At 41.2% G+C, this 18487-nt stretch carries 18 protein-coding genes, 1 other RNA gene and 2 pseudogenes; 19 read left to right on the top strand and 2 right to left on the bottom strand.

The window, feature by feature from the left end; translation table 11 throughout:
- Positions 1–113: 113 nt before the first annotated feature.
- From ssrS to DFO73_RS01280, 4 genes are all read left to right on the top strand, one after another.
- Positions 114–310: non-coding RNA, 6S RNA (gene ssrS, locus DFO73_RS01290), on the top strand.
- 106 nt (positions 311–416) lie between these two features.
- Positions 417–557, top strand: coding sequence for a hypothetical protein (locus DFO73_RS28380; protein WP_181395874.1), 141 nt, complete (start codon positions 417–419; stop codon positions 555–557).
- Positions 558–710: 153 nt separating this feature from the next.
- Positions 711–1688: a ring-cleaving dioxygenase gene (locus DFO73_RS01285; protein WP_110062981.1), complete on the top strand. Its 978-nt coding sequence runs from the start codon at positions 711–713 to the stop codon at positions 1686–1688.
- 115 nt (positions 1689–1803) lie between these two features.
- The gene (locus DFO73_RS01280) at positions 1804–3057 is read left to right on the top strand and encodes an MFS transporter (RefSeq protein ID WP_110062980.1); all 1254 of its coding nucleotides are present in this window, start codon (positions 1804–1806) and stop codon (positions 3055–3057) included.
- A gap of 45 nt (positions 3058–3102) precedes the next feature.
- On the opposite strand, the gene DFO73_RS01275 is transcribed toward DFO73_RS01280, so the two are convergent.
- Entirely contained in the window at positions 3103–4107 is a 1005-nt protein-coding gene (locus DFO73_RS01275) for a DUF3231 family protein (protein WP_110062979.1), read from the bottom strand.
- Positions 4108–4265: 158 nt separating this feature from the next.
- Here DFO73_RS01275 and DFO73_RS01270 point away from each other — a divergent pair, with 158 nt between their 5' ends.
- The 11 genes and pseudogenes from DFO73_RS01270 (at position 4266) to DFO73_RS01220 (ending at position 13236) form a co-directional block, all read left to right on the top strand.
- On the top strand, positions 4266–4745 hold the full coding sequence (locus DFO73_RS01270) for an SRPBCC family protein (RefSeq protein WP_110062978.1): 480 nt from the start codon (positions 4266–4268) through the stop codon (positions 4743–4745).
- Between the two features lie 374 nt (positions 4746–5119).
- Positions 5120–5627, top strand: a pseudogene (locus tag DFO73_RS01265) (hypothetical protein); the annotation flags it as partial.
- Between the two features lie 93 nt (positions 5628–5720).
- Entirely contained in the window at positions 5721–7334 is a 1614-nt protein-coding gene (locus DFO73_RS01260; RefSeq protein WP_110062977.1) for a long-chain-fatty-acid--CoA ligase, read from the top strand.
- Positions 7335–7385: 51 nt separating this feature from the next.
- The gene (locus DFO73_RS01255; RefSeq protein WP_110062976.1) at positions 7386–7949 is read left to right on the top strand and encodes a TetR/AcrR family transcriptional regulator; all 564 of its coding nucleotides are present in this window, start codon (positions 7386–7388) and stop codon (positions 7947–7949) included.
- A 65-nt stretch (positions 7950–8014) separates the two neighbouring features.
- The gene (locus DFO73_RS01250) at positions 8015–8416 is read left to right on the top strand and encodes an acyl-CoA thioesterase (protein WP_110062975.1); all 402 of its coding nucleotides are present in this window, start codon (positions 8015–8017) and stop codon (positions 8414–8416) included.
- Positions 8417–8540: 124 nt separating this feature from the next.
- Positions 8541–8723, top strand: coding sequence for a hypothetical protein (locus tag DFO73_RS29090; protein ID WP_258309138.1), 183 nt, complete (start codon positions 8541–8543; stop codon positions 8721–8723).
- A 320-nt stretch (positions 8724–9043) separates the two neighbouring features.
- A complete protein-coding gene (locus tag DFO73_RS01240; RefSeq protein WP_110062974.1) occupies positions 9044–10021 on the top strand; it encodes a quinone oxidoreductase family protein in 978 nt (325 codons plus the stop codon).
- Between the two features lie 116 nt (positions 10022–10137).
- Entirely contained in the window at positions 10138–10923 is a 786-nt protein-coding gene (locus DFO73_RS01235) for an enoyl-CoA hydratase/isomerase family protein (protein ID WP_110062973.1), read from the top strand.
- 150 nt (positions 10924–11073) lie between these two features.
- Entirely contained in the window at positions 11074–11868 is a 795-nt protein-coding gene (locus DFO73_RS01230; RefSeq protein ID WP_110062972.1) for an SRPBCC domain-containing protein, read from the top strand.
- Between the two features lie 15 nt (positions 11869–11883).
- Positions 11884–12324 carry an SRPBCC family protein gene (locus tag DFO73_RS01225; protein ID WP_110062971.1) on the top strand — a complete coding sequence of 147 codons (441 nt, stop codon included), beginning with the start codon at positions 11884–11886 and terminating at the stop codon, positions 12322–12324.
- A 129-nt stretch (positions 12325–12453) separates the two neighbouring features.
- Entirely contained in the window at positions 12454–13236 is a 783-nt protein-coding gene (locus DFO73_RS01220; protein ID WP_110062970.1) for an SDR family oxidoreductase, read from the top strand.
- A gap of 54 nt (positions 13237–13290) precedes the next feature.
- On the opposite strand, the gene DFO73_RS01215 is transcribed toward DFO73_RS01220, so the two are convergent.
- On the bottom strand, positions 13291–14475 hold the full coding sequence (locus DFO73_RS01215; protein ID WP_110062969.1) for an MFS transporter: 1185 nt from the start codon (positions 14473–14475) through the stop codon (positions 13291–13293).
- 167 nt (positions 14476–14642) lie between these two features.
- Between DFO73_RS01215 and DFO73_RS01210 the strand changes: the two genes are divergently transcribed.
- From DFO73_RS01210 to DFO73_RS01195, 4 genes and pseudogenes are all read left to right on the top strand, one after another.
- Positions 14643–15692: a DmpA family aminopeptidase gene (locus DFO73_RS01210; RefSeq protein ID WP_110062968.1), complete on the top strand. Its 1050-nt coding sequence runs from the start codon at positions 14643–14645 to the stop codon at positions 15690–15692.
- A 42-nt stretch (positions 15693–15734) separates the two neighbouring features.
- Positions 15735–16144, top strand: a pseudogene (locus DFO73_RS01205) (ethanolamine ammonia-lyase light chain EutC); the annotation flags it as partial.
- A 195-nt stretch (positions 16145–16339) separates the two neighbouring features.
- A complete protein-coding gene (locus DFO73_RS01200) occupies positions 16340–17770 on the top strand; it encodes a sensor histidine kinase (protein WP_110062967.1) in 1431 nt (476 codons plus the stop codon).
- A complete protein-coding gene (locus DFO73_RS01195; RefSeq protein ID WP_110063521.1) occupies positions 17767–18339 on the top strand; it encodes an ANTAR domain-containing response regulator in 573 nt (190 codons plus the stop codon). Before DFO73_RS01200 ends, DFO73_RS01195 begins: the two co-directional genes overlap by 4 nt.
- The last annotated feature ends 148 nt before the right edge of the window (positions 18340–18487 follow it).

Genomic DNA, 18487 nt, shown 5'->3' with positions numbered 1-18487 from the left:
TTTATAAGTGGGATGATCCTCACTAACAAACAGATACCACCCAAAATAAAAAAATAGCTCACACAAGGAGCCATTACCATTGAAAAAATGATCCAAATGATTTAATATATAAATACAAGCTGCATTGTTCGTAACCATAATAAAGTTTTAACCTTTAAGCTGTAACAGGGAGTTTAACATTGAAACGGGAATGACAGGCCTCTGTCTATAAGACAAGGAGGACAGGCAGGAATGTTTCTGCGAACACCCACTTTGAGGAGTGGTGGTTTAAAACTTTCTTATACTTATTTACGGCAAAGGCGGCTGTTACATAATGTCACTAAACCAGTTCCCAAACGGGTACTGGTTTTTTTGTGTTTAGAATCCGGGATTATGGTTAAACCAAGATAAACGACATTAATAGGAGAGATGAAAACATGAAAGAGATCACTGAAAATAGATACTGTGAGGTTTGTGGAAAAGAGACAGAACATATCGCAAGGGAGGATGCGCTGGAAATTGAGTATGTCTGCAAAGAATGTAATCATGAAGAAGATATCATTAAGTCATTTTTCTAAAAAATATTCGGCTAGTTACATTTATTGACACCATCCTGCACCCATGATAAAGTAAAAATATCTCGAATTAAAGATATTTTATTTTAAGATAAATACACAAGCCATTTGGATCTACACATGGCTTTTTGAAAAAGAAAAGGGAGGAACTTTACTTTGAATCACTTAAAAGGTATTCACCATGTAACGGCCATTACAAGCAGCGCAGAAAAGAACTATGAGTTTTTCACCTATGTACTGGGAATGCGACTTGTCAAAAAGACAGTCAACCAGGATGATATCCAAACGTATCATTTATTTTTTGCGGATGACACGGGGAGCCCTGGTACGGATATGACCTTCTTCGATTTTCCTGGAATTCCTAAGGGATCACACGGGACGAATGAAATTTCAAAAACTTCTTTCCGCGTGCCAACTGATGCAGCACTGGATTACTGGGTAAAACGCTTTGATCGCCTGGAAGTTAAACACACAGGCATTAAGGAACAATTCGGCAAAAAAACGCTGTCTTTTGCTGATTTCGATGATCAGCAGTATCAATTAATTTCTGATGAAAACAACAAAGGCGCAGCATCCGGTACACCATGGCAAAAAGGGCCAATCCCGCTCGAATATGCCATTACTGGATTGGGACCGCTTTTTGTCCGGATCGCCCAATTTGATTATTTTAAAGAAATGATGGAAAAAGTGCTGCTCTTCAAAGAAATCGCACAAGAAGGAGATTTCCATTTATTCGAAGTGGGTGAAGGCGGAAATGGTGCACAGGTAGTGGTTGAGCACAATACGGTTCTTCCGCAGGCACGCCAGGGATATGGAGCGGTCCACCACGCTGCATTCCGTGTTGAGGATAAGTCTGTATTAGAAGAATGGGATAAGCATATGAGAAGCTTTGGTTTTCAAACTTCAGGCTTTGTGGACCGTTTCTTCTTCGGTTCTTTATATTCAAGAGTAGCACCGCAGATTCTGTTCGAATTTGCAACTGACGGTCCAGGATTTATGGGTGATGAGCCTTACGAAACACTTGGTGAAAAACTGTCTCTGCCGCCGTTCCTTGAACCAAAAAGGGAACAAATTGAAAGCTATGTCCGGCCGATAGATACAGTCAGAAGCACGAAAGAATTTGTGAAAGAATAATGTTAAAAATGGCGCCTAAACCTCCATGTGTTTTAATGATTTAACGCATTGGAGGACAGGTGCTTTTTTTTAGCGTATAATAGGTGGCATTAATACACAACAGGAGCAGAGGTCAGTGGAGAAACATAAAAGCAAGTACAGATGGGTTGTCTTTGCGTCGGTATTATTTGCGTACTTTTTAATCGTTAGTCAAAGGACAGCACCAGGTTTAATTACAGATCAATTAATGAAGGATTTTGGGGTGACTGCCGCTGCCATTGGGCTGCTGGCAAGTGTTCAATTCTTTGCATATGCCAGCCTGCAGGTTCCGATAGGAATTCTATCAGACCGTTTTGGCCCGAATGTTTTCCTCATTGCCGGCACCCTTTTAAACGGAGCAGGCACACTCCTATATAGCTTTGCGCCAAATGAGTATGTCCTATTTGCAGCCCGATTGCTCGTCGGTTTTGGTGATGCAACCATCTGGATCAACGTGGTGATCATTTTAAGCCAGTGGTTCAAAGTAAATGAATTTGTGAAATTGCTCGGTATCGCAGGAATGTCTGGCAGCTTTGGGTTTTTACTGGCGACAGTGCCATTCTCCATTTGGATTTCGAATTGGGGATGGCGTGTGCCCTTTTTTGCAGTCGGAGTCATTCTTACGATTCTCGGTATTTTGCTGTATCTGATATTAATTTGGCAGCCTAAACGCATGGGGATCGTTTCCAAGGTTTCCTCCCGTAAAAAGAACCCCAGAGAAAAATCGGTCTCCATATTGAAAAGGGTTTTTTCTGACCGGCAGGCATGGGCAACGTTTTTTTGCCATTTTGGCCTGGTCGGCACCTATGTAGGCTTCATTGGAACATGGGCAGTACCCTATGGGATGGATATGTATGAATTAACACGCTCAGAATCAAGCCAGCTCATCATGATTGGTTTGATTGGCGCCATTATTGGCGCCCCTTTAATGAGCTGGATCTCCGGACGGTTTGGCTCCATCAAACGCCCCTATCTTTTCGCCCACTCTATCGTGTTCTTGGGATGGGCTGCTTTTCTTATTTTTAAAGGCCAGCCGCCGTATCCGCTGCTGATTGTCCTTTTTTTGATCATGGGGTATGGAAACGGAGCCAGCACGTTAACCTTTGCCATTGTCCGCCAATCCTTTGATATCAAGGATGTTGGTGTTATTTCCGGTTTTGCCAATACCGGAGGATTTTTAAGCGCGGTGCTGCTGCCATTTATTTTTGGAAGGGTGCTCGACAGCTTCAAGGACGGCTATCGGTATGGATTTATGATCCCGGTAGTTTTTTCATTGATTGGGTTGATTGGTGCAGCATTAATTAAGGATAAGGCCCACGAAAGAAAGAAACCAACTGAAATGGCAGTTTAAATAAAATGTATGCCTGGTTATCCAAAGCGGATACCAGGCATCTTTTTATTTATCCTGTGCCATTTCCTTCCGATTGGGTGCAAGCGGCGGCTGCTCCAGCCATTTGTATTTCACCATCAGTTTAAACCACTCTTTCGTAACCATTAGATTTTTTATAATGGTGCTTTCATAAACAGCAACCAGATCGGTTCGCATCGCTGAGGCCAGACCAGTACCATGATACGCCTGGGCAGCCTGAAACAGGAAACCAATATGATAGAGCATTAACTTATCGGAAAAAGGTGTTTCCGTTGAGGTTGTGATTTCTGTCTCCCATGATTTCGGAAATGGCAAATTATCCGCATGCATGATTTTCGAAAGTTTCTGAATTTGCCCATCTGCTGTCTTCTGGGAATCCTGCAAAAACTTTCTTACTTCCTTGGTTTGCGCTACTTGGCTAAATGCAATGGAAAGAGTTTTGGACATAATACTTTTTTTCATATTAAAAGAAATACTGATAATTTCAGTTGCTGCCAACCTTCTGCCTTTACCAAAAATTCCATCGGTAAAATCAGTACTCTCAATAAATTCAGGGGCTGCTTCAGGATAAAACAGCGGATCTCTCTGAAAACTTCCTTTTTCAAGGAGCAGATCAATTGTTTGGTGATACATCTTTTTTGCATCATTATCACATTTATCATAAAAATAACGTAAATCTTTTCGAACAGAGACAGCCAATGAAGTACTATGTCCCAGTAAGCCATGCAGGGTCATAATATGTAAATAATTTAAACAAAAAATATCAGTAAAAAGTCTAGGTGCTCCTTTTACTAGATCTGCCTCAGAAAATCCGATGGGGATTGGAAAGCCTTCGCTTTTAAAAAACTTTATTAGTTGCTCTTTTTGTTTAGCAAAAGTCTTTATAGCAACATCAAAAATTTGTTTAATTGCATCGTCTTCAATAATGGAGTACATATAACGGTTCACAGTATCTGTCATAGTCCCATTCATATACTCACCCCATAGAGTACCGACTTCGGAGGATGTCAGTTTTAAATCTTCCTTACTCATTTTATCACCTCAAATTACAGTATTTCCTAATTTTCTCTGGTGTATGATACTTAAATAAAAGGATTTTGACGTTAAAAATTGAATTAAAATGTTGAGGCAAATACATTTTGTCTATCCTATATGAAAACGTAAAATATTTTGTAAAGGAGTTTCTCACCTTGTTGGCTTTAATTAATAAAACAGCAAACGGCTATACAGCCACATTTGTACGAAATCTGGATCATCCAAGGGAAAAAGTGTGGGCGATGCTGACCGATAATAACCAATTGAAAAAATGGTTCCCAGAGCTTCGAGTAGACGAACTTAAGAAAGGTGGATCGTTCAAGTTTGATATGGGGGATGGCAGCTTTGAAGAGATGGAGATTTTGGGAATTGAACAGTTTGCTATCCTCGAATACACATGGGGCGACGATATTGTCCGTTTTGAATTGGATGAGGAAAACGGCAATACTCAATTAAAGCTGATCGAAAAAATAAGTGAAATAACCGGCGATACGCCAAGGGATCTTGCCGGCTGGCATGTATGCCTTGATGTGATTGGACGATTGCTAGATGACAATAACATCGGCTCTCGTAAGGAAGAATGGGAAAAGTGGTATGAGGAATATAAAACAGCTGTAAATTCAGTACAAAAATAGATGGAGCCCTGAATGGGCTTCTTTTCTTACAAATAAAGGCTAAAAATGTGATCTTTGCGAATATATTCTTAAAATTTGCGAACAAAGCTTATTTAATAGCGAATAAACTATTTGACCTCGCGAATAAAATTAATGAACAAAATAAAAATCGAATAAATCACTTTCTATATTGAGTCCTCAGATGGGCATTTCGACGACAAACTTTTAAAAATAAAAGACACTTATCAGCCATGAGCCGCCATAAACCGAATAAGAACGTTTGCTCCTCACTAAAATACGAATTTTCAGAAAAAAACAGTTGAATATTTTTCGAGATTGTTTATACTAAAATTGTAACATACCGACCGGTTAGTTAGTAAAGGAGGGATACAAGCTTGAATTTTTCTTATTCATCCAAGGTACAAGAGCTGCAACAAAAACTTAATGCGTTTATGGAAGAATATATTCATCCGAATGAGTCATTGTATGAGCAGCAGTTGAATGAACAAACGCACCGCTGGAGTACGATTCCGACGGTTATGGAGGAGCTGGAGCTCAAAGCTAAAGAAACTGGATTATGGAATTTGTTTTTGCCTGAAAGTGAGAAACCGGCATAAGCCAATCCATTATTCGGGTACCGCTTGATACCCTGGTGTCAAAATTGAAAGGATGCTTCCGGTGTTTGGGTATGACCATGCCCCGTATGGACATGCCGAAATTACATACAACAATGTCAAGGTTCCTGCTGAAAATATTATTTTGGGTGAAGGAAAGGGAATTGCCATTGCACATGGCAGGCTCGGTCAAGTGCGGATCCATCATTGCATGCGTCTGATTGGGGCTGCCGAGCGCGCGCTTGAAGAACTATGTAAGCGTGTACAAAGTCGAGTAGTATGTAAAAAGCAAAGGATCCAGTAAGCTAATTGATTTAAAAACTTCCAAGAAATAACTATAGAAGGATTGGCCAAAAGATTGCAAAATATGGAGGGATTTTTAATGAGTGAGAAAAAAGCCTGGCTTGCCCACTATCCTGAATCAATTGCAACCGAAGTGAACATACCAAGTAAATCAATGCCGGAGATGCTGAAGGAAGTCACAGCGATGTTTCCTCAAAACAATGCCTTATCATTTTATGGAAGGAAAATGACCTACGGGGAACTGCAGAAGGCGGTCTATGGTTTTGCCGCGTCTTTGCAGGCAAATGGAGTACAAAAGGGTGACCGTGTTGCTATTATGCTGCCAAACTGTCCGCAATATGTGATTGCTTATTATGGCATTCTGGCAGCTGGAGCAATCGTCACTCAGGTGAATCCAATGCTGGTGGAGCGGGAAATCGAACATATTATGAATGATTCAGGTGCAGAAAGTCTTGTCGTTTTTGATGCTTTATATCCGCGCGTAAAGAGCGTTCAAGGTAATACAAAGTTGAAAAATCTAATTGTTGTGAGCCTCCAGCCAACGGAATCCGAATTCTCTCCGGACAAAAAATTTGATGCCTTTTTAAAGGAAGGAAAGGGGCAATTTACACCGGTAAATATCGAACCTGAACATGACCTTGCAGTCCTTCAATATACAGGCGGAACGACAGGCCGTTCCAAAGGAGCCATGCTCACACACCGCAATATTTTGGCCAATGTCATTCAGTCGTATGAATTTTTTAAAGAAAGAACAAAAATCGGCCAGGAAAAATATTTAACTGTCATCCCATTGTTTCATGTATTCGGAATGACTGCCTGCATGAACTTTGCCATTTATACAGCAAATGAGTCGATCCTATTCCCTCGTTTTGATTTGGAGGAAGTATTGAATACAATCAAAAATGAGCAGCCGACCGTTTTCCCGGGTGTACCGACGATGTATGTGGCGATTACCAATCATCCTCGTGCAGAGGAATATGGCATTAACAGCATTGAAACTTGCAATAGCGGCAGTGCCCCAATGCCTGTCGAGCTGCTGCGTGATTTCGAACGGAAAACAGGCGCCAAAATTCTTGAAGGCTATGGTCTTTCTGAAGCTTCGCCTGTTACCCATTGCAATCCGCCTTTTTCAGAAAGAAAGCCAGGAAGCGTAGGAATCGGGTATCCATCAACAGAATATAAAGTAGTTGATTTGGCAACCGGGTCGAAAGAGGTGCCGGCCGGGGAGTTAGGTGAAGTCATTATCAAAGGTCCACAGATTATGAAGGGATACTGGAATATGCCTGAGGAAACAGCCAACACATTAAGGGACGGCTGGCTTTATACAGGTGATATTGGTCGTGTGGACGAGGACGGCTTCCTCTATATTGTTGATCGAAAAAAAGACCTGATCATAGCAAGCGGATATAATATTTATCCACGTGATATAGAAGAGGTTTTATATGAACACCCCGCTGTCCAGGAGGCTGTTGTCATTGGTGTGCCGGATGTTTACCGCGGTGAAACCGTAAAGGCAGTACTCGTTTTAAAAGCTGGCAAAACAGTTTCGGAAGAAGACATCATCTCCTACTGCAAACAGAACATGGCTTCGTACAAAGTTCCGGCCATAGTCGAGTTCCGCGATGAACTTCCGAAGACCAATGTCGGGAAAATCCTGAGAAGGGCTTTACGGGAAGAACTCCTGAAAAACTAGTATTAATGATATAATTCTGTCGATATTTTCTTACAGAAGCGGGGACTAACATTGAAAGAGAAAATTACTGAAAAGAGTATCCAGCTATTTGATCAGAAGGGCTTTAGTGAGACATCGATTCAGGATATTGTCGACAGCATCGGTGTGACGAAAGGTACGTTTTATTATTATTTTTCAAGCAAGGAAGAGCTCCTGATGGATATCCATCTTCGCTATATTGATTACCTGCTAGTAAACCAGGACGAAATCTTAAAGGATGAGTCGCAGAACTGTAAAAACAAACTCTTTGCAATTGTCCATATGCTTATCAGCAATATTAAAACACAGGGAGCCAGCGCCAAGGTGTTTTTCCGGGAGATGCGTAATCTCAGTGACGAAAGGCTTTCGGAAATCATCCCAAAAAGGGACCAATTCAGGCTCAACATCGAAAAACTGCTTGAAAAAGGAAAGCAAAACGGTGAGTTCCGTGCCGATTTAAAAACGTCTATTGTTACGTTTGGCATTTTAGGCGCCGCAAACTGGAGTTACCAATGGTTCAATCCGCAAGGCAAGGTTTCTGATCGGGAAGTGGCGGAAATTTTTACAGAAATGATATTAAAAGGGATTGAAATGTAAACATTTAAAGTCTGGACACCTTAATAAACGCGAAATTCTCGTTTTTGAGTTAAGAGGGTGACAACATGCATGAATTTCAAGTAAACGTCCGGTTTGGGGAGACGGATGCACTTGGGCATATCAATAATACGAGTTATTTTATTTACCTGGAAGAAGCACGTGTAAAGTATTTTGAAACGCTCGGCTACAGCATGGACGTGAAAAAATGGAATTTCATTCTTGCCTCCACCAAGTGCGATTTTTTAAGCCAGGGGTATTTTAATCAAATCCTAACGGTTAAAACCTGGGTATCCAGGATTGGAAGCAAAAGCTTTCAGCTGGATCATGAAATTGTCTGCTCCCAGAGAAGCGATCTGATTGCCAGGGGGCATGCGGTTGTCGTTTATTTTGATTTTGACAAACAGGAAAGTGCCGTCATCCCGGATTTGCTCCGGCAAGGCTTGAGGGAGAATTTGGTTGAATCCTAGAATGATATAACTGAATTTTCGTATAAAAAAGGAGGAACAATATGCCGCGGCAAATAAGCCTGAATACCATTCGGAAAAAGCCGGCGAGGGCATTTTTGAAAAAGAAAAAGCAGCTATCGATACGATGAGAAATCTATTCCTATTAAACGCCGGACTAGTTTATGAAGCTTTTGGCAGCTCCATCGTTCATGAACAGGAAACACTTATGAAGCTCGCTGACTTGGCAATTGCCTTATCTGCAGCAGAATCGGCTGTATACCGGACTTATAAAGCGATTCTGAGAAATGGCGAAGAAAAAGAAGAATGAAGATTCACTTAACCAGGACTTATCTTGATGGCGCTGTCTGGGATGCAGAACGCCTTTCCCGCCAGAACTAGCGTTTAATGAAAAAAGGAATCATCTGCTGGGATTGGTCATTCGTGAATGCAGCCTTTTTAGCTCTTTTGGGAAAGGAATTGCAAGAAATAGAAGCATTGCGGAGAAATTTTATGACCGTGCGGAGTATGATTGCTAGTTTTACAGTGGAAAAAAACAAATAGATCAATTTGAAACCATTTTTATAGGCGTTAGATCTTTTTATCCGCGAAACGAGTTTTCGCACCCATTTTACAAAAGGAGTGTATACAATGAAAGCCATTCAGCTAAAAGAATACGGTGGACCGGAAGTTCTTAAAGTAATAGAAAAAGAGAAACCAGTACCTGCAGGGCATGAAGTCCTAATCGAAGTCCATGCGATTGGCGTGAATTATGCCGATACAGCCAGAAGGGAAGGGCAATATGTGGTTCCGACCCCGCTGCCATTTATACCGGGCGCCGAGGTGGCGGGTGTTGTCGTAGCAACTGGTGAAAAGGCGAGCATCACGCCTGGAACAAGAGTTGTTACGTTAATCGAATCAGGCGGTTATTCGGAATATGTGACAGCGGATGAAAGGGGGCTGATTCCGCTTCCGGAAGGTTTGGATTTCAAGCTTGCCGCTGCTCTTCCGCTTCAGGGCTTGAGCGCATATCACATTATAAAAACCATGGGAAGGCTTGAAAAAGGAGAGAGCGTTCTCGTGCATGCAGCTGCAGGAGGTGTGGGAACTTTAGCCGTCCAGCTCGCCAAGTTATTTGGGGCGGGAAAAGTAATTGCCACCGCCAGCACCGATGAGAAGCTTCAGCTTGCAAAAGAAATGGGAGCCGACGTGCTCGTTAACTATACAAATGAGGACTGGGAAAAGGAAGTACTGGAAGCGACAGGGGGAAAAGGTGTCAATGTAGCACTCGAAATGGCCGGCGGGGAGATTTTTAATAAAACATTAAAGTGCCTTGCTGCTTTTGGCCGCCTTGTCATTTACGGTGTTGCAAGCGGAGAGCAAAGCAGGTTTTATCCATCATCCTTAATGGCAAGAAACCAGTCCGTTATCGGCTTCTTCCTTCCGCAAATTATGAGAAAACCTGAACTCCTGCAGCCAAGCATGAAGGAATTGATGACATATGTGGCTGAAGGGAAACTAAAACTTACAATTGGAGAAGTCCATCCGTTGGAGGATGCAGCAAGGGTACACACACTCATGCAGTCCCGAAAAACAAAGGGAAAAGTGATTCTGGAACCAACAAGATAATAGGGAGCCTGCCATTCGCAAATGGCGGGCTTCTTTTATTTTTCCAATATACTCTACAGGAATACAGGCGTATAAAATAGAAATCTATTAGGAACATTCAATGAGGAGGATAGGAATTGGAAAATAAAAAGGTACTTTTAACCATTGAAAATAACGTTGGGATTGTTACATTAAACCGTCCGGAAGCAGGCAATGGAATTGATCTGCAGCTTTCAAAAGATTTGCTGGATATAGCCATTATTTGCTCGGAAAATGAGGAGATACGGACAGTTGTGATCACAGGTGCCGGCAATAAGTTTTCTGTCGGCGGCGATTTGAAAAGCTTTTCAAGTGAAGGGGCAGAGATGCCCACTCACTTAAAAATGGTAACCGCTTATTTGCATGGGGCTGTTTCGCATTTTGCCAGAATGAATAAGCCTCTTATTGGGGCGGTGAATGGTGTTGCAGCTGGTGCAGGCATGAGCCTTGCCCTCTCCTGCGACCTTGTTTATGCGGCTGAAGGTTCAAAATTTGTTATGGCTTACAATAAAATTGGTTTGACTCCCGATGGATCAGGCAGTTACTTTTTACCGAGAAAAGTAGGCATGAACCGAGCGCTGGAGCTGATGTATACAAACCGAATGTTAAATGCGAAAGAAGCTGCAGAGTGGGGTATTGTCAATCAAGTCCATCCTGAAGAAGAACTGATGCCGGCTGTCATCAACCTGGCTGAAGCTCTTGCAGAAGGACCTATGAATGCTTTTGGAGCCACTAAAAAGTTATTCTACCACTCTCTGCAGGAAACGCTTGAATCCCAAATGGCGATGGAAACTGTATTTCTTGCGGAAAGGGCGAAAAGTGCGGAAGGAAAAGAAGGAATAGCTGCATTTTTAGAAAAAAGGGAAGCTAAATTTAAAGATTAAATAAACGAAAACAGCCTAGGCTTTATTTGCCTGGGCTATTTTATTCGCCCTATTGACCTGAAAAAAATCTAATGTTACCATTAGGTCACATTAAATATGTTACTGTTTTGTCACATGTAAAGAATTCCAACAGCGAAAGGATACTTAGTTATGGAAGATGAGCTTTCAGCCTTATTTAAAGCACTCGGACATCCTATACGCAGAAAGATTCTTGATATTCTTCGCCATTCACCCCGTACGACAGGAGAGCTAGATGAATATTTTCCTGAAGTTTCGAGGTACGCAATCATGAAACATTTATCTGCTTTACAGGAAGGAAATTTGGTTGTTGTCCGCAGGAAGGGAAGGTACAGACTTAACTTTCTGAATGCTGTACCTCTACAGGAAATGCATGACCGCTGGGTGGGAAAGTACATGGAATCATCAGCCTCATCTTTGCTTAATTTAAAATTAGCGGCTGAACAATTAGGAGGAGAAAAAGAAATGGCACATACAGAAGCAAAGGTATTTCAAATTGAACAAGAAGTGATCATTAACGCACCTCGTCATCAGGTTTTTAAAGCTTTAACCGAAAATGCAGGGGACTGGTGGGAATTTCGTTTAGCTCCAAAGGGAACAGAATCAAACTTTTCCTTTGACCCTGTGCCTGGTGGCCTTTTTGTGGAAAAATGGGGAGAAAACGAGGGTGCCGTCTGGGGAAATGTTTATTATGTGAATGCGCCTGAAGAAATCAGGATGCATGGCCATCTTGGAATGCAGGGAGCTGTGCAAAGCGCATATACTTATCGGCTTAAAGAAAAAGATGGTGTTACCACTCTTCAGCTCTCTCATACTGCGTCCGGTATTTTAGAGGATAACTGGGAAAAGGAACACACAGAAGGCTGGAAATACCTTTTGGGAACCCTCCTGAAAAATTACTTGGAACAATCTAACGATTCAAATTAAAGGTGGAGGAAAAGCATGGTTGATGTAGTGACAAAAAGGAATATCCATTCTCCTCTTGAAAGAGTGGCGGAGTATGCTGCAAACCCGGACAATGCTCCTGAATGGTACGTTAATATTCAATCAGCAGAGTGGAAAACAGAGAAGCCTTTGAGTGTAGGTTCCCAAATTGCTTTTAAGGCTCAATTTCTGGGAAGAGAATTAGCATATGTATATGAAATAGTGGAATATATCGCCGGGGAAAAAATGATCATGAGAACTGCACAAGGACCCTTTCCTATGGAAACAACCTACACATGGGAAGCCGTTGACGAAAACACCACACAGATGACCCTTCGCAATAGGGGAAACCCCACTGGTTTTTCAAAAATGGCTGCACCGATTATGTCTGCCATGATGAGAAAAGCAAATAAGAAGGATCTGGATAAACTAAAAAATATTTTAGAGATAAATTCATAAATAAAAGCTATGGAATGGCGGTTCTGACTATCAAAGGCAGCTCCGCCTTTTTAGTTTGAAGTTTTATTTTTAAAAAATTCACTCTTTTATATTATAATAGATTTAATAAAATAAATGGAGGAAAACAATATGGATCTTAACCTAAAAAATAAAAACGCCCTGGTCATTGCTTCAAGTCAGGGCCTTGGAAAAGCAGTGGCTGCCCAATTGGCAAAAGAAGGCGCACGCGTTATGATTACAAGCCGGGATGAAGGAAAATTGAAGTCTGTACAAACGGAATTCCGTGAAAACGGCATAGAAGTTGAATATTTTAGAGCGGATATTACCAATCCAGAAGATATTAAACAACTAATCAAGCATACAAGTGAAACACTTGGTGGAATTGACATTCTTGTTAATAACGCTGGCGGCCCTCCTGGCGGGACATTTGAAACCTTTACCGACGAAGATTGGGAAAAGGCTTTTCAATTAAATCTGTTAAGTTACGTAAGACTAATTCGTGCAGCACTTCCTGATCTGAAGAAAAATGGCGGCAGAATCATTAATATTGCATCTTCTTCCATTAAGCAGCCGATCCCGGGCCTTCTTTTATCCAATACATTCCGTTTAGGAATCGTTGGTATGACAAAAACGCTGTCAGAGGAGCTGGCACCTTATCATATTTTGATTAATACCGTAGCTCCAGGGCGTATTGCAACAGACAGGGTTGATTATCTGGATCAGCACAATGCCGATAAACAGAACGTCTCCAAGGAAGAAATTGCAGAAAGAGCAAAAAGCATGATTCCATTGCGAAGATACGGAACTCCGGAAGAGTTTGCAAATGTGGTTACCTTCCTTGCCTCCGATGCGAGCAGCTATGTAACCGGAAGCTCCATTCTCGTTGATGGCGGCATGGTGAAGGCTTTATAAATTTTTTATATAAAAAAGACGATTTCCTAGTGAAAAGGTAAATCGTCTTTCTTTTTAACCCCGTTTTGTTGCCAGAATTCCTATATATAGAAGGATCGAAATTAGAACAGAGCCACCAGCTGTCAGGTAAATTGTACTATAGCCAAATTGGTGAGCTATTTGCCCGAAAACAATAGCCCCGATACCGACACCAAGGTCAAAAAAGGAGAAAAAGGTGGCATTTGCCATGCCCCGGCGATTGGCAGGGGCTTCCTTTACAGACCAGGCTTGAAGTGCAGGCTGGACGGAGCCGAACCCAAGGCCATAAAGGATGGCAGCTGTGTACATAACATTGCTGTTTGGCAGCCAGGCCAGAAGGACCATGGCAATTAAAATTAAAAAAGCGCCCGGGATAAATACCGCTTGATGTCCTCTTTGGTCATATAATCTTCCCGCAAATGTCCGTGAAACCATTAATGCAATGGCAAATAAAAGGAAGTACCAATGTATTCCGCCTATACCCTTTTGAGCAGAGTAGATCGGAAGGAAAGAAGCGATACCGCCAAAGGACACCGTGATAAAAAATAAAAGAAGGGATGGTTTTAAAGCACTTTTTTCATATATATCCCATCTTTTCATCGGAACAGCCTGCTTTTCAACTTGTTTATATTCGATTCTTGAGGATAGGAGGAGGGCTGTCATTCCTAAAAGTGCACAAAATAAAAATAAGAGCTTAAAAGAAATTATCCCAGCTAAAGCAAGTCCCAAGGTTGGACCAAAAGCAAGTGCAATATTCCCGGAAAGCCCAAAATACCCCATTCCTTCCCCGCGCCGTTTAGCAGGGATCAAATCAGTGGCTATTGTACCTGAGGCAGTTGTCGAAAAGCCCCAGCCAAATCCTTGGACAACTCTTAGAATAAATAAGAAAATCAAACTATTCACGAATCCGAAAGAGCCCACGGACAGGACGAAAATGGCCAAGCCAGTTAAGTAGACAAAGCGCCTTCCCTTTGTCTCAAGGGTATGTCCTGCATAAGGGCGCAACAGAAGTGCCGAAAAAGTAAAAATTCCAACCACAATTCCAATCAGCTGATCATTTCCGCCTAATTTTTCAACGAATAAAGGTATGGTGGGAAGTGTCATTTGAAATCCTAGAAATATAAAGAAATTGGACATGAGAATCAGCACAAAATCCCGTGACCATATTTTTTCTGAGCTCGCACTCTGTTTGCGTGCCCCTTTTGCTAAAGACTGACTCATAATAAAAAATCCTCCCAAAAACTCTGCAAGCTATAATAAAATAATTAGGAAACCTAAATACCTATCTATTATAAAGGATAACATTTGGAAATTCTAATGAATGGATCTGTTTTAATAAAATACCCAGGTATTTGCGTTTGAATCAAAAATTTCGTTTGGAGGAACATATGAAAATAAGAGAAAGAGGCGTTATAATAGGCAAACTGCGGCCCGGCAAAAAGAATTGCATGACAGATGTTGAAGGGGTCCGGGTAGGACATATCACTTTAGATGATCCGCTCCACGGAGAAGGCGAATATGCCTGCACAGGCGTAACTGCTATTTTGCCTCATGGCGGAAATCTGTTTCATGAAAAAGTACCTGCAGCCAGCTATGTCATCAATGGCTTTGGCAAAACAACTGGTCTTATACAGATAGAAGAATTAGGTTTGATTGAATCACCGATCATGCTGACCAATACATTTGGCGTTCCGGCTGTCACTCAAGGTACCTTGCAATACATGCTAAAAAGCACACCTGATATAGGAGGTACAACCGGAACCATCAATATTGTCGTTGGAGAATGCAATGACGGGTATTTAAATTCCATCCGGGAATTGCCGGTTAAGCCAGAGCATGCCATCGAAGCGATTGAAAGTGCGAAAGAGGAGAGTGCTGTTGAAGGTGCAGTGGGAGCTGGCAAAGGGATGGTCTGCTTTGGCTATAAAGGCGGCGTCGGAACGGCATCACGCGTAATTAATGAGAAAACAAAGCCTGCAGAATACATAATCAGCTGCCTGGTTGTCACCAATTTTGGCAATAAAGACGATTTCCCATTTAGTAAATATGGTCTGTTTGCAGAGGTTGTAAAGGAGGTTAATGAAACGCCAGATGGTTCCATCATGATTGTCCTTGCAACAAACGCACCTGTCAGTGACAGGCAGCTAAAAAGACTGGCAAAAAGATGTGGAATCGGGCTCGGCCGGACGGGAAGCCACTTCAGCAATGGCAGCGGCGACATTGTCATTGCGTTTTCAACCGCCAACAAAGTTTCCCATCAAAGCAACCATATGATTGAAACTGCCCATTTTCTTAGGGATGATCATCCCATTATGAATCAGCTTTTTCAAGGTGCAGCTGAAGCAGCCGAAGAAGCCATCCTCAATTCACTTTCCCAGGCAGAGACTACGAAAGGGCGAAATGGACGAGTGGTTGAGGGGATGTTTAGCAAAAGGTAAGAAATAATTAAAAGCTATCTTGCCATTTTCGCACAAAATAATCTATTGCAAATCATTGTTTCAGATGGACTCAATTCAAGTGGAGTTGAATCAAACATAAGGGATTTGCTTCCAGCTTTGATACAAGGTTTGATATCAAGGAATATTTCCATGGGTGATCCGGTTTTTATTAAACGCAGCCGTGTTTGGATACAGGATGATCTGGCTTCCATTGTAATTGTGATGTCGTCAATTTCTTAATCGGTGAACGTCCTGGATTGGCTACTTCTAAAAGTATTAGTGCCTATCTAATTTATCGCCCCAATCATGAAACAATGTAGGAGGACTGCGCTGTTATTAGCAATATCCATAATGGTGGAGTTCCGCCTGTTGAAGCTGGCGCACATCTGGCAGTCCTAATCGAGGAAATGTTGAAGCATAAAGCAAGCGGAGTAAAATTTGCCCAGCTATAATAAAAATCATTTTTACAGGTAGCAGAATGAAAACATGACATAATAATGCTACCTGTTTTTTTATATCCACTTTCAACCCATATCTGTACCAAATTTCCTATTAAACTATTCAAAACTATGTTGACATTCTTCTTGGTTACATTTAATATTTTTATATATTCTGACTTTTTATTACGTATTGGGAGTTACCATCATATGACCAACACCTATGTTGAAGAGTTATGCTCTCTTCATACCAATCTTTCAGAGAAAGAAGTAGATAGAATTAAGGAAGTTGCTGTTAATCTTCCGTTAATAGCTGATTTAAACCAGGCAAATGTGTTTGTGGATTGTCCTACGAAAGAAGGAAAACATGCAATTGTTGTAGCTGAAGCCGCCCCTACAACTGCAAAATCTGTCTATCAAAAGCCTGTTGCTGGAAAGTTTGCCTACGAAGCTTTTGAACCTTCAGTCTTTTATACGTTAAGAACAGGAAAACATATGTTTCTAAATAGAGCATTGACACAGGAAGGCAAGGCGGTTGAGCAAAGTGTTGTTCCCATAATGGGCTCTTGTAATCGTGTTATTGGAGCATTAATAATGGAGAAAGACATCAGCGAAAAACTTCAGCGTCAACAGAAATTGGAAGCGCTATCAGAAGCAACAGAAACATTGAGCGGAATCTTGATTGGAATGGCGGAAAACAGACCGATAATTCCAGAAGTAATTGAGGAATCATTATTTTTTATTGATCATGAAAATAAGATTGTCTATAACAATCCATCCGCTACAAATCTCATCCATGAAATAGGAATGGTAGAATGCAGGGTAGGCATTGAGATTACTGATTGCTTCCCATGTATTAAAGACATCCTTAACGAACCAGAGGAATTACTTGTTAAGGAAATCAAAATAATGAACAAAGTTTTTCGTATAAAGAAAATTAAGCTTGGACAGCCTGAAAGATCGAATGGAACTTTTGTTATTCTTAAGGATTTAACAGAGTTAAGAGAAAAAGAAAGAGAGCTTGTTGTAAAATCAGTTGCTATTAGGGAAATACATCACCGAGTTAAAAATAATCTGCAAACTGTTGCCAGCCTTTTAAGGCTGCAAATGCGCAGAGGCCTTCCAGAGGAGAGCAAGGTTCACTTTGTTGAAAGCTTGAACCGGATTGCCAGTATTGCCTCTGTTTATGAAATTATTTTATCCAGTTCAAGTGTGGACGAAGTTGATATTTATAGCCTAATTGAAAAAATAGGGAATATGCTTGTCAACGAGGCTGAACATGAAAAGAAAAAAATACATATAAATTATTCCGGACCTCAGCTTTTAATAGATTCCAATAAAGCTGTTTCCTTATCACTAGTAATTAATGAACTTATTCAGAACTGCATGAAGCATGCCTTTAAAATGGAGAGTGAAGGGCAAATTGACGTTCGCTTCCAGCTTAAAGAAAATGCAATAATCGTTCAGGTCAAAGACAACGGTGAAGGATACTCACCAAATGCAAAACCTTCTTTAGGCTTAGATATTGTGAAAATGATGATCGAACATGATCTATCTGGTCATTTTTTAATTGAAAAAGCTGAAACGGGGACAATTGCCACAGTCCAATTTCCCTTGGAAAGGAAGGCAGAATGGGCGTGAAAAAGCGAATTATGGTAGTAGAGGACGAATCAATTGTCCGCTTGGATCTAACAATGATGCTAGAGGAAGCAGGGTATGATGTTGTCGGCCAGGCAGGGGATGGTGAAAAAGCGGTTGAACAAGCGTTTTCATTAAAACCAGACCTGATCATTATGGATATTAAAATGCCGATATTAAATGGACTCAAAGCGAGTGAAATTATCTCCAAGAAATACAATACACCGATATTGCTGCTGACAGCTTACAGCCAGCGTGAGTATATCGACAAGGCCAAACAGGCTAATATCATGGGCTATTTAGTAAAGCCTGTCAATGAAGCTAGTTTAATTCCAGCAGTAGAAATTGCCCTAAGGCAGGCCGAAAATGCAAATGCTTTTCGGGAACAAGTGGAATCTATGAACCAGCAGCTAAATGAGAGAAAAATGGTTGAAAAAGCAAAAGGCATTTTAATGAAAAAATTTAACATGCCAGAAGATGATGCATTTAAGAAAATGCGAAAAATCAGCATGAATAAACAGGTTACACTGGAGAATGTGGCAAAGCGTATTATATTAAAATATAACGCTTAAAAATCTCGGACAAGTGAATAGACTAGGCAAAGGTGCCAAGCGGTTATAAAAAATAACCGTACGGCACCTTTTTGTCTTTTTATTGCGCATTAAACTATTATATTCACTTTATTCGCTTGAAAAAGATTTGCACATGGTCCGTTAACAT

It is taken from the genome of Cytobacillus oceanisediminis, assembly GCF_003182355.1.
Lineage (GTDB): Bacteria > Bacillota > Bacilli > Bacillales > Cytobacillaceae > Cytobacillus > Cytobacillus oceanisediminis_A.
Note: the sequence above shows the minus strand (reverse complement) of the source record. Positions and strands in the feature narration are given on the sequence as shown.

Bases quoted from the DNA above. Each gene is read 5' to 3' on its own strand.
- DFO73_RS01240 (WP_110062974.1), top strand. From the start codon at position 9,044: ATGAAAGCCATTCAGCTAAAAGAATACGGTGGACCGGAAGTTCTTAAA.
- DFO73_RS01215 (WP_110062969.1), bottom strand. From the start codon at position 14,475: ATGAGTCAGTCTTTAGCAAAAGGGGCACGCAAACAGAGTGCGAGCTCA.
- DFO73_RS28380 (WP_181395874.1), top strand. From the start codon at position 417: ATGAAAGAGATCACTGAAAATAGATACTGTGAGGTTTGTGGAAAAGAG.
- DFO73_RS01250 (WP_110062975.1), top strand. From the start codon at position 8,015: ATGCATGAATTTCAAGTAAACGTCCGGTTTGGGGAGACGGATGCACTT.
- DFO73_RS01230 (WP_110062972.1), top strand. From the start codon at position 11,074: ATGGAAGATGAGCTTTCAGCCTTATTTAAAGCACTCGGACATCCTATA.
- DFO73_RS01260 (WP_110062977.1), top strand. From the start codon at position 5,721: ATGAGTGAGAAAAAAGCCTGGCTTGCCCACTATCCTGAATCAATTGCA.
- DFO73_RS01200 (WP_110062967.1), top strand. From the start codon at position 16,340: ATGACCAACACCTATGTTGAAGAGTTATGCTCTCTTCATACCAATCTT.
- DFO73_RS01210 (WP_110062968.1), top strand. From the start codon at position 14,643: ATGAAAATAAGAGAAAGAGGCGTTATAATAGGCAAACTGCGGCCCGGC.
- DFO73_RS01275 (WP_110062979.1), bottom strand. From the start codon at position 4,107: ATGAGTAAGGAAGATTTAAAACTGACATCCTCCGAAGTCGGTACTCTA.
- DFO73_RS01225 (WP_110062971.1), top strand. From the start codon at position 11,884: ATGGTTGATGTAGTGACAAAAAGGAATATCCATTCTCCTCTTGAAAGA.
- DFO73_RS01220 (WP_110062970.1), top strand. From the start codon at position 12,454: ATGGATCTTAACCTAAAAAATAAAAACGCCCTGGTCATTGCTTCAAGT.
- DFO73_RS29090 (WP_258309138.1), top strand. From the start codon at position 8,541: ATGAGAAATCTATTCCTATTAAACGCCGGACTAGTTTATGAAGCTTTT.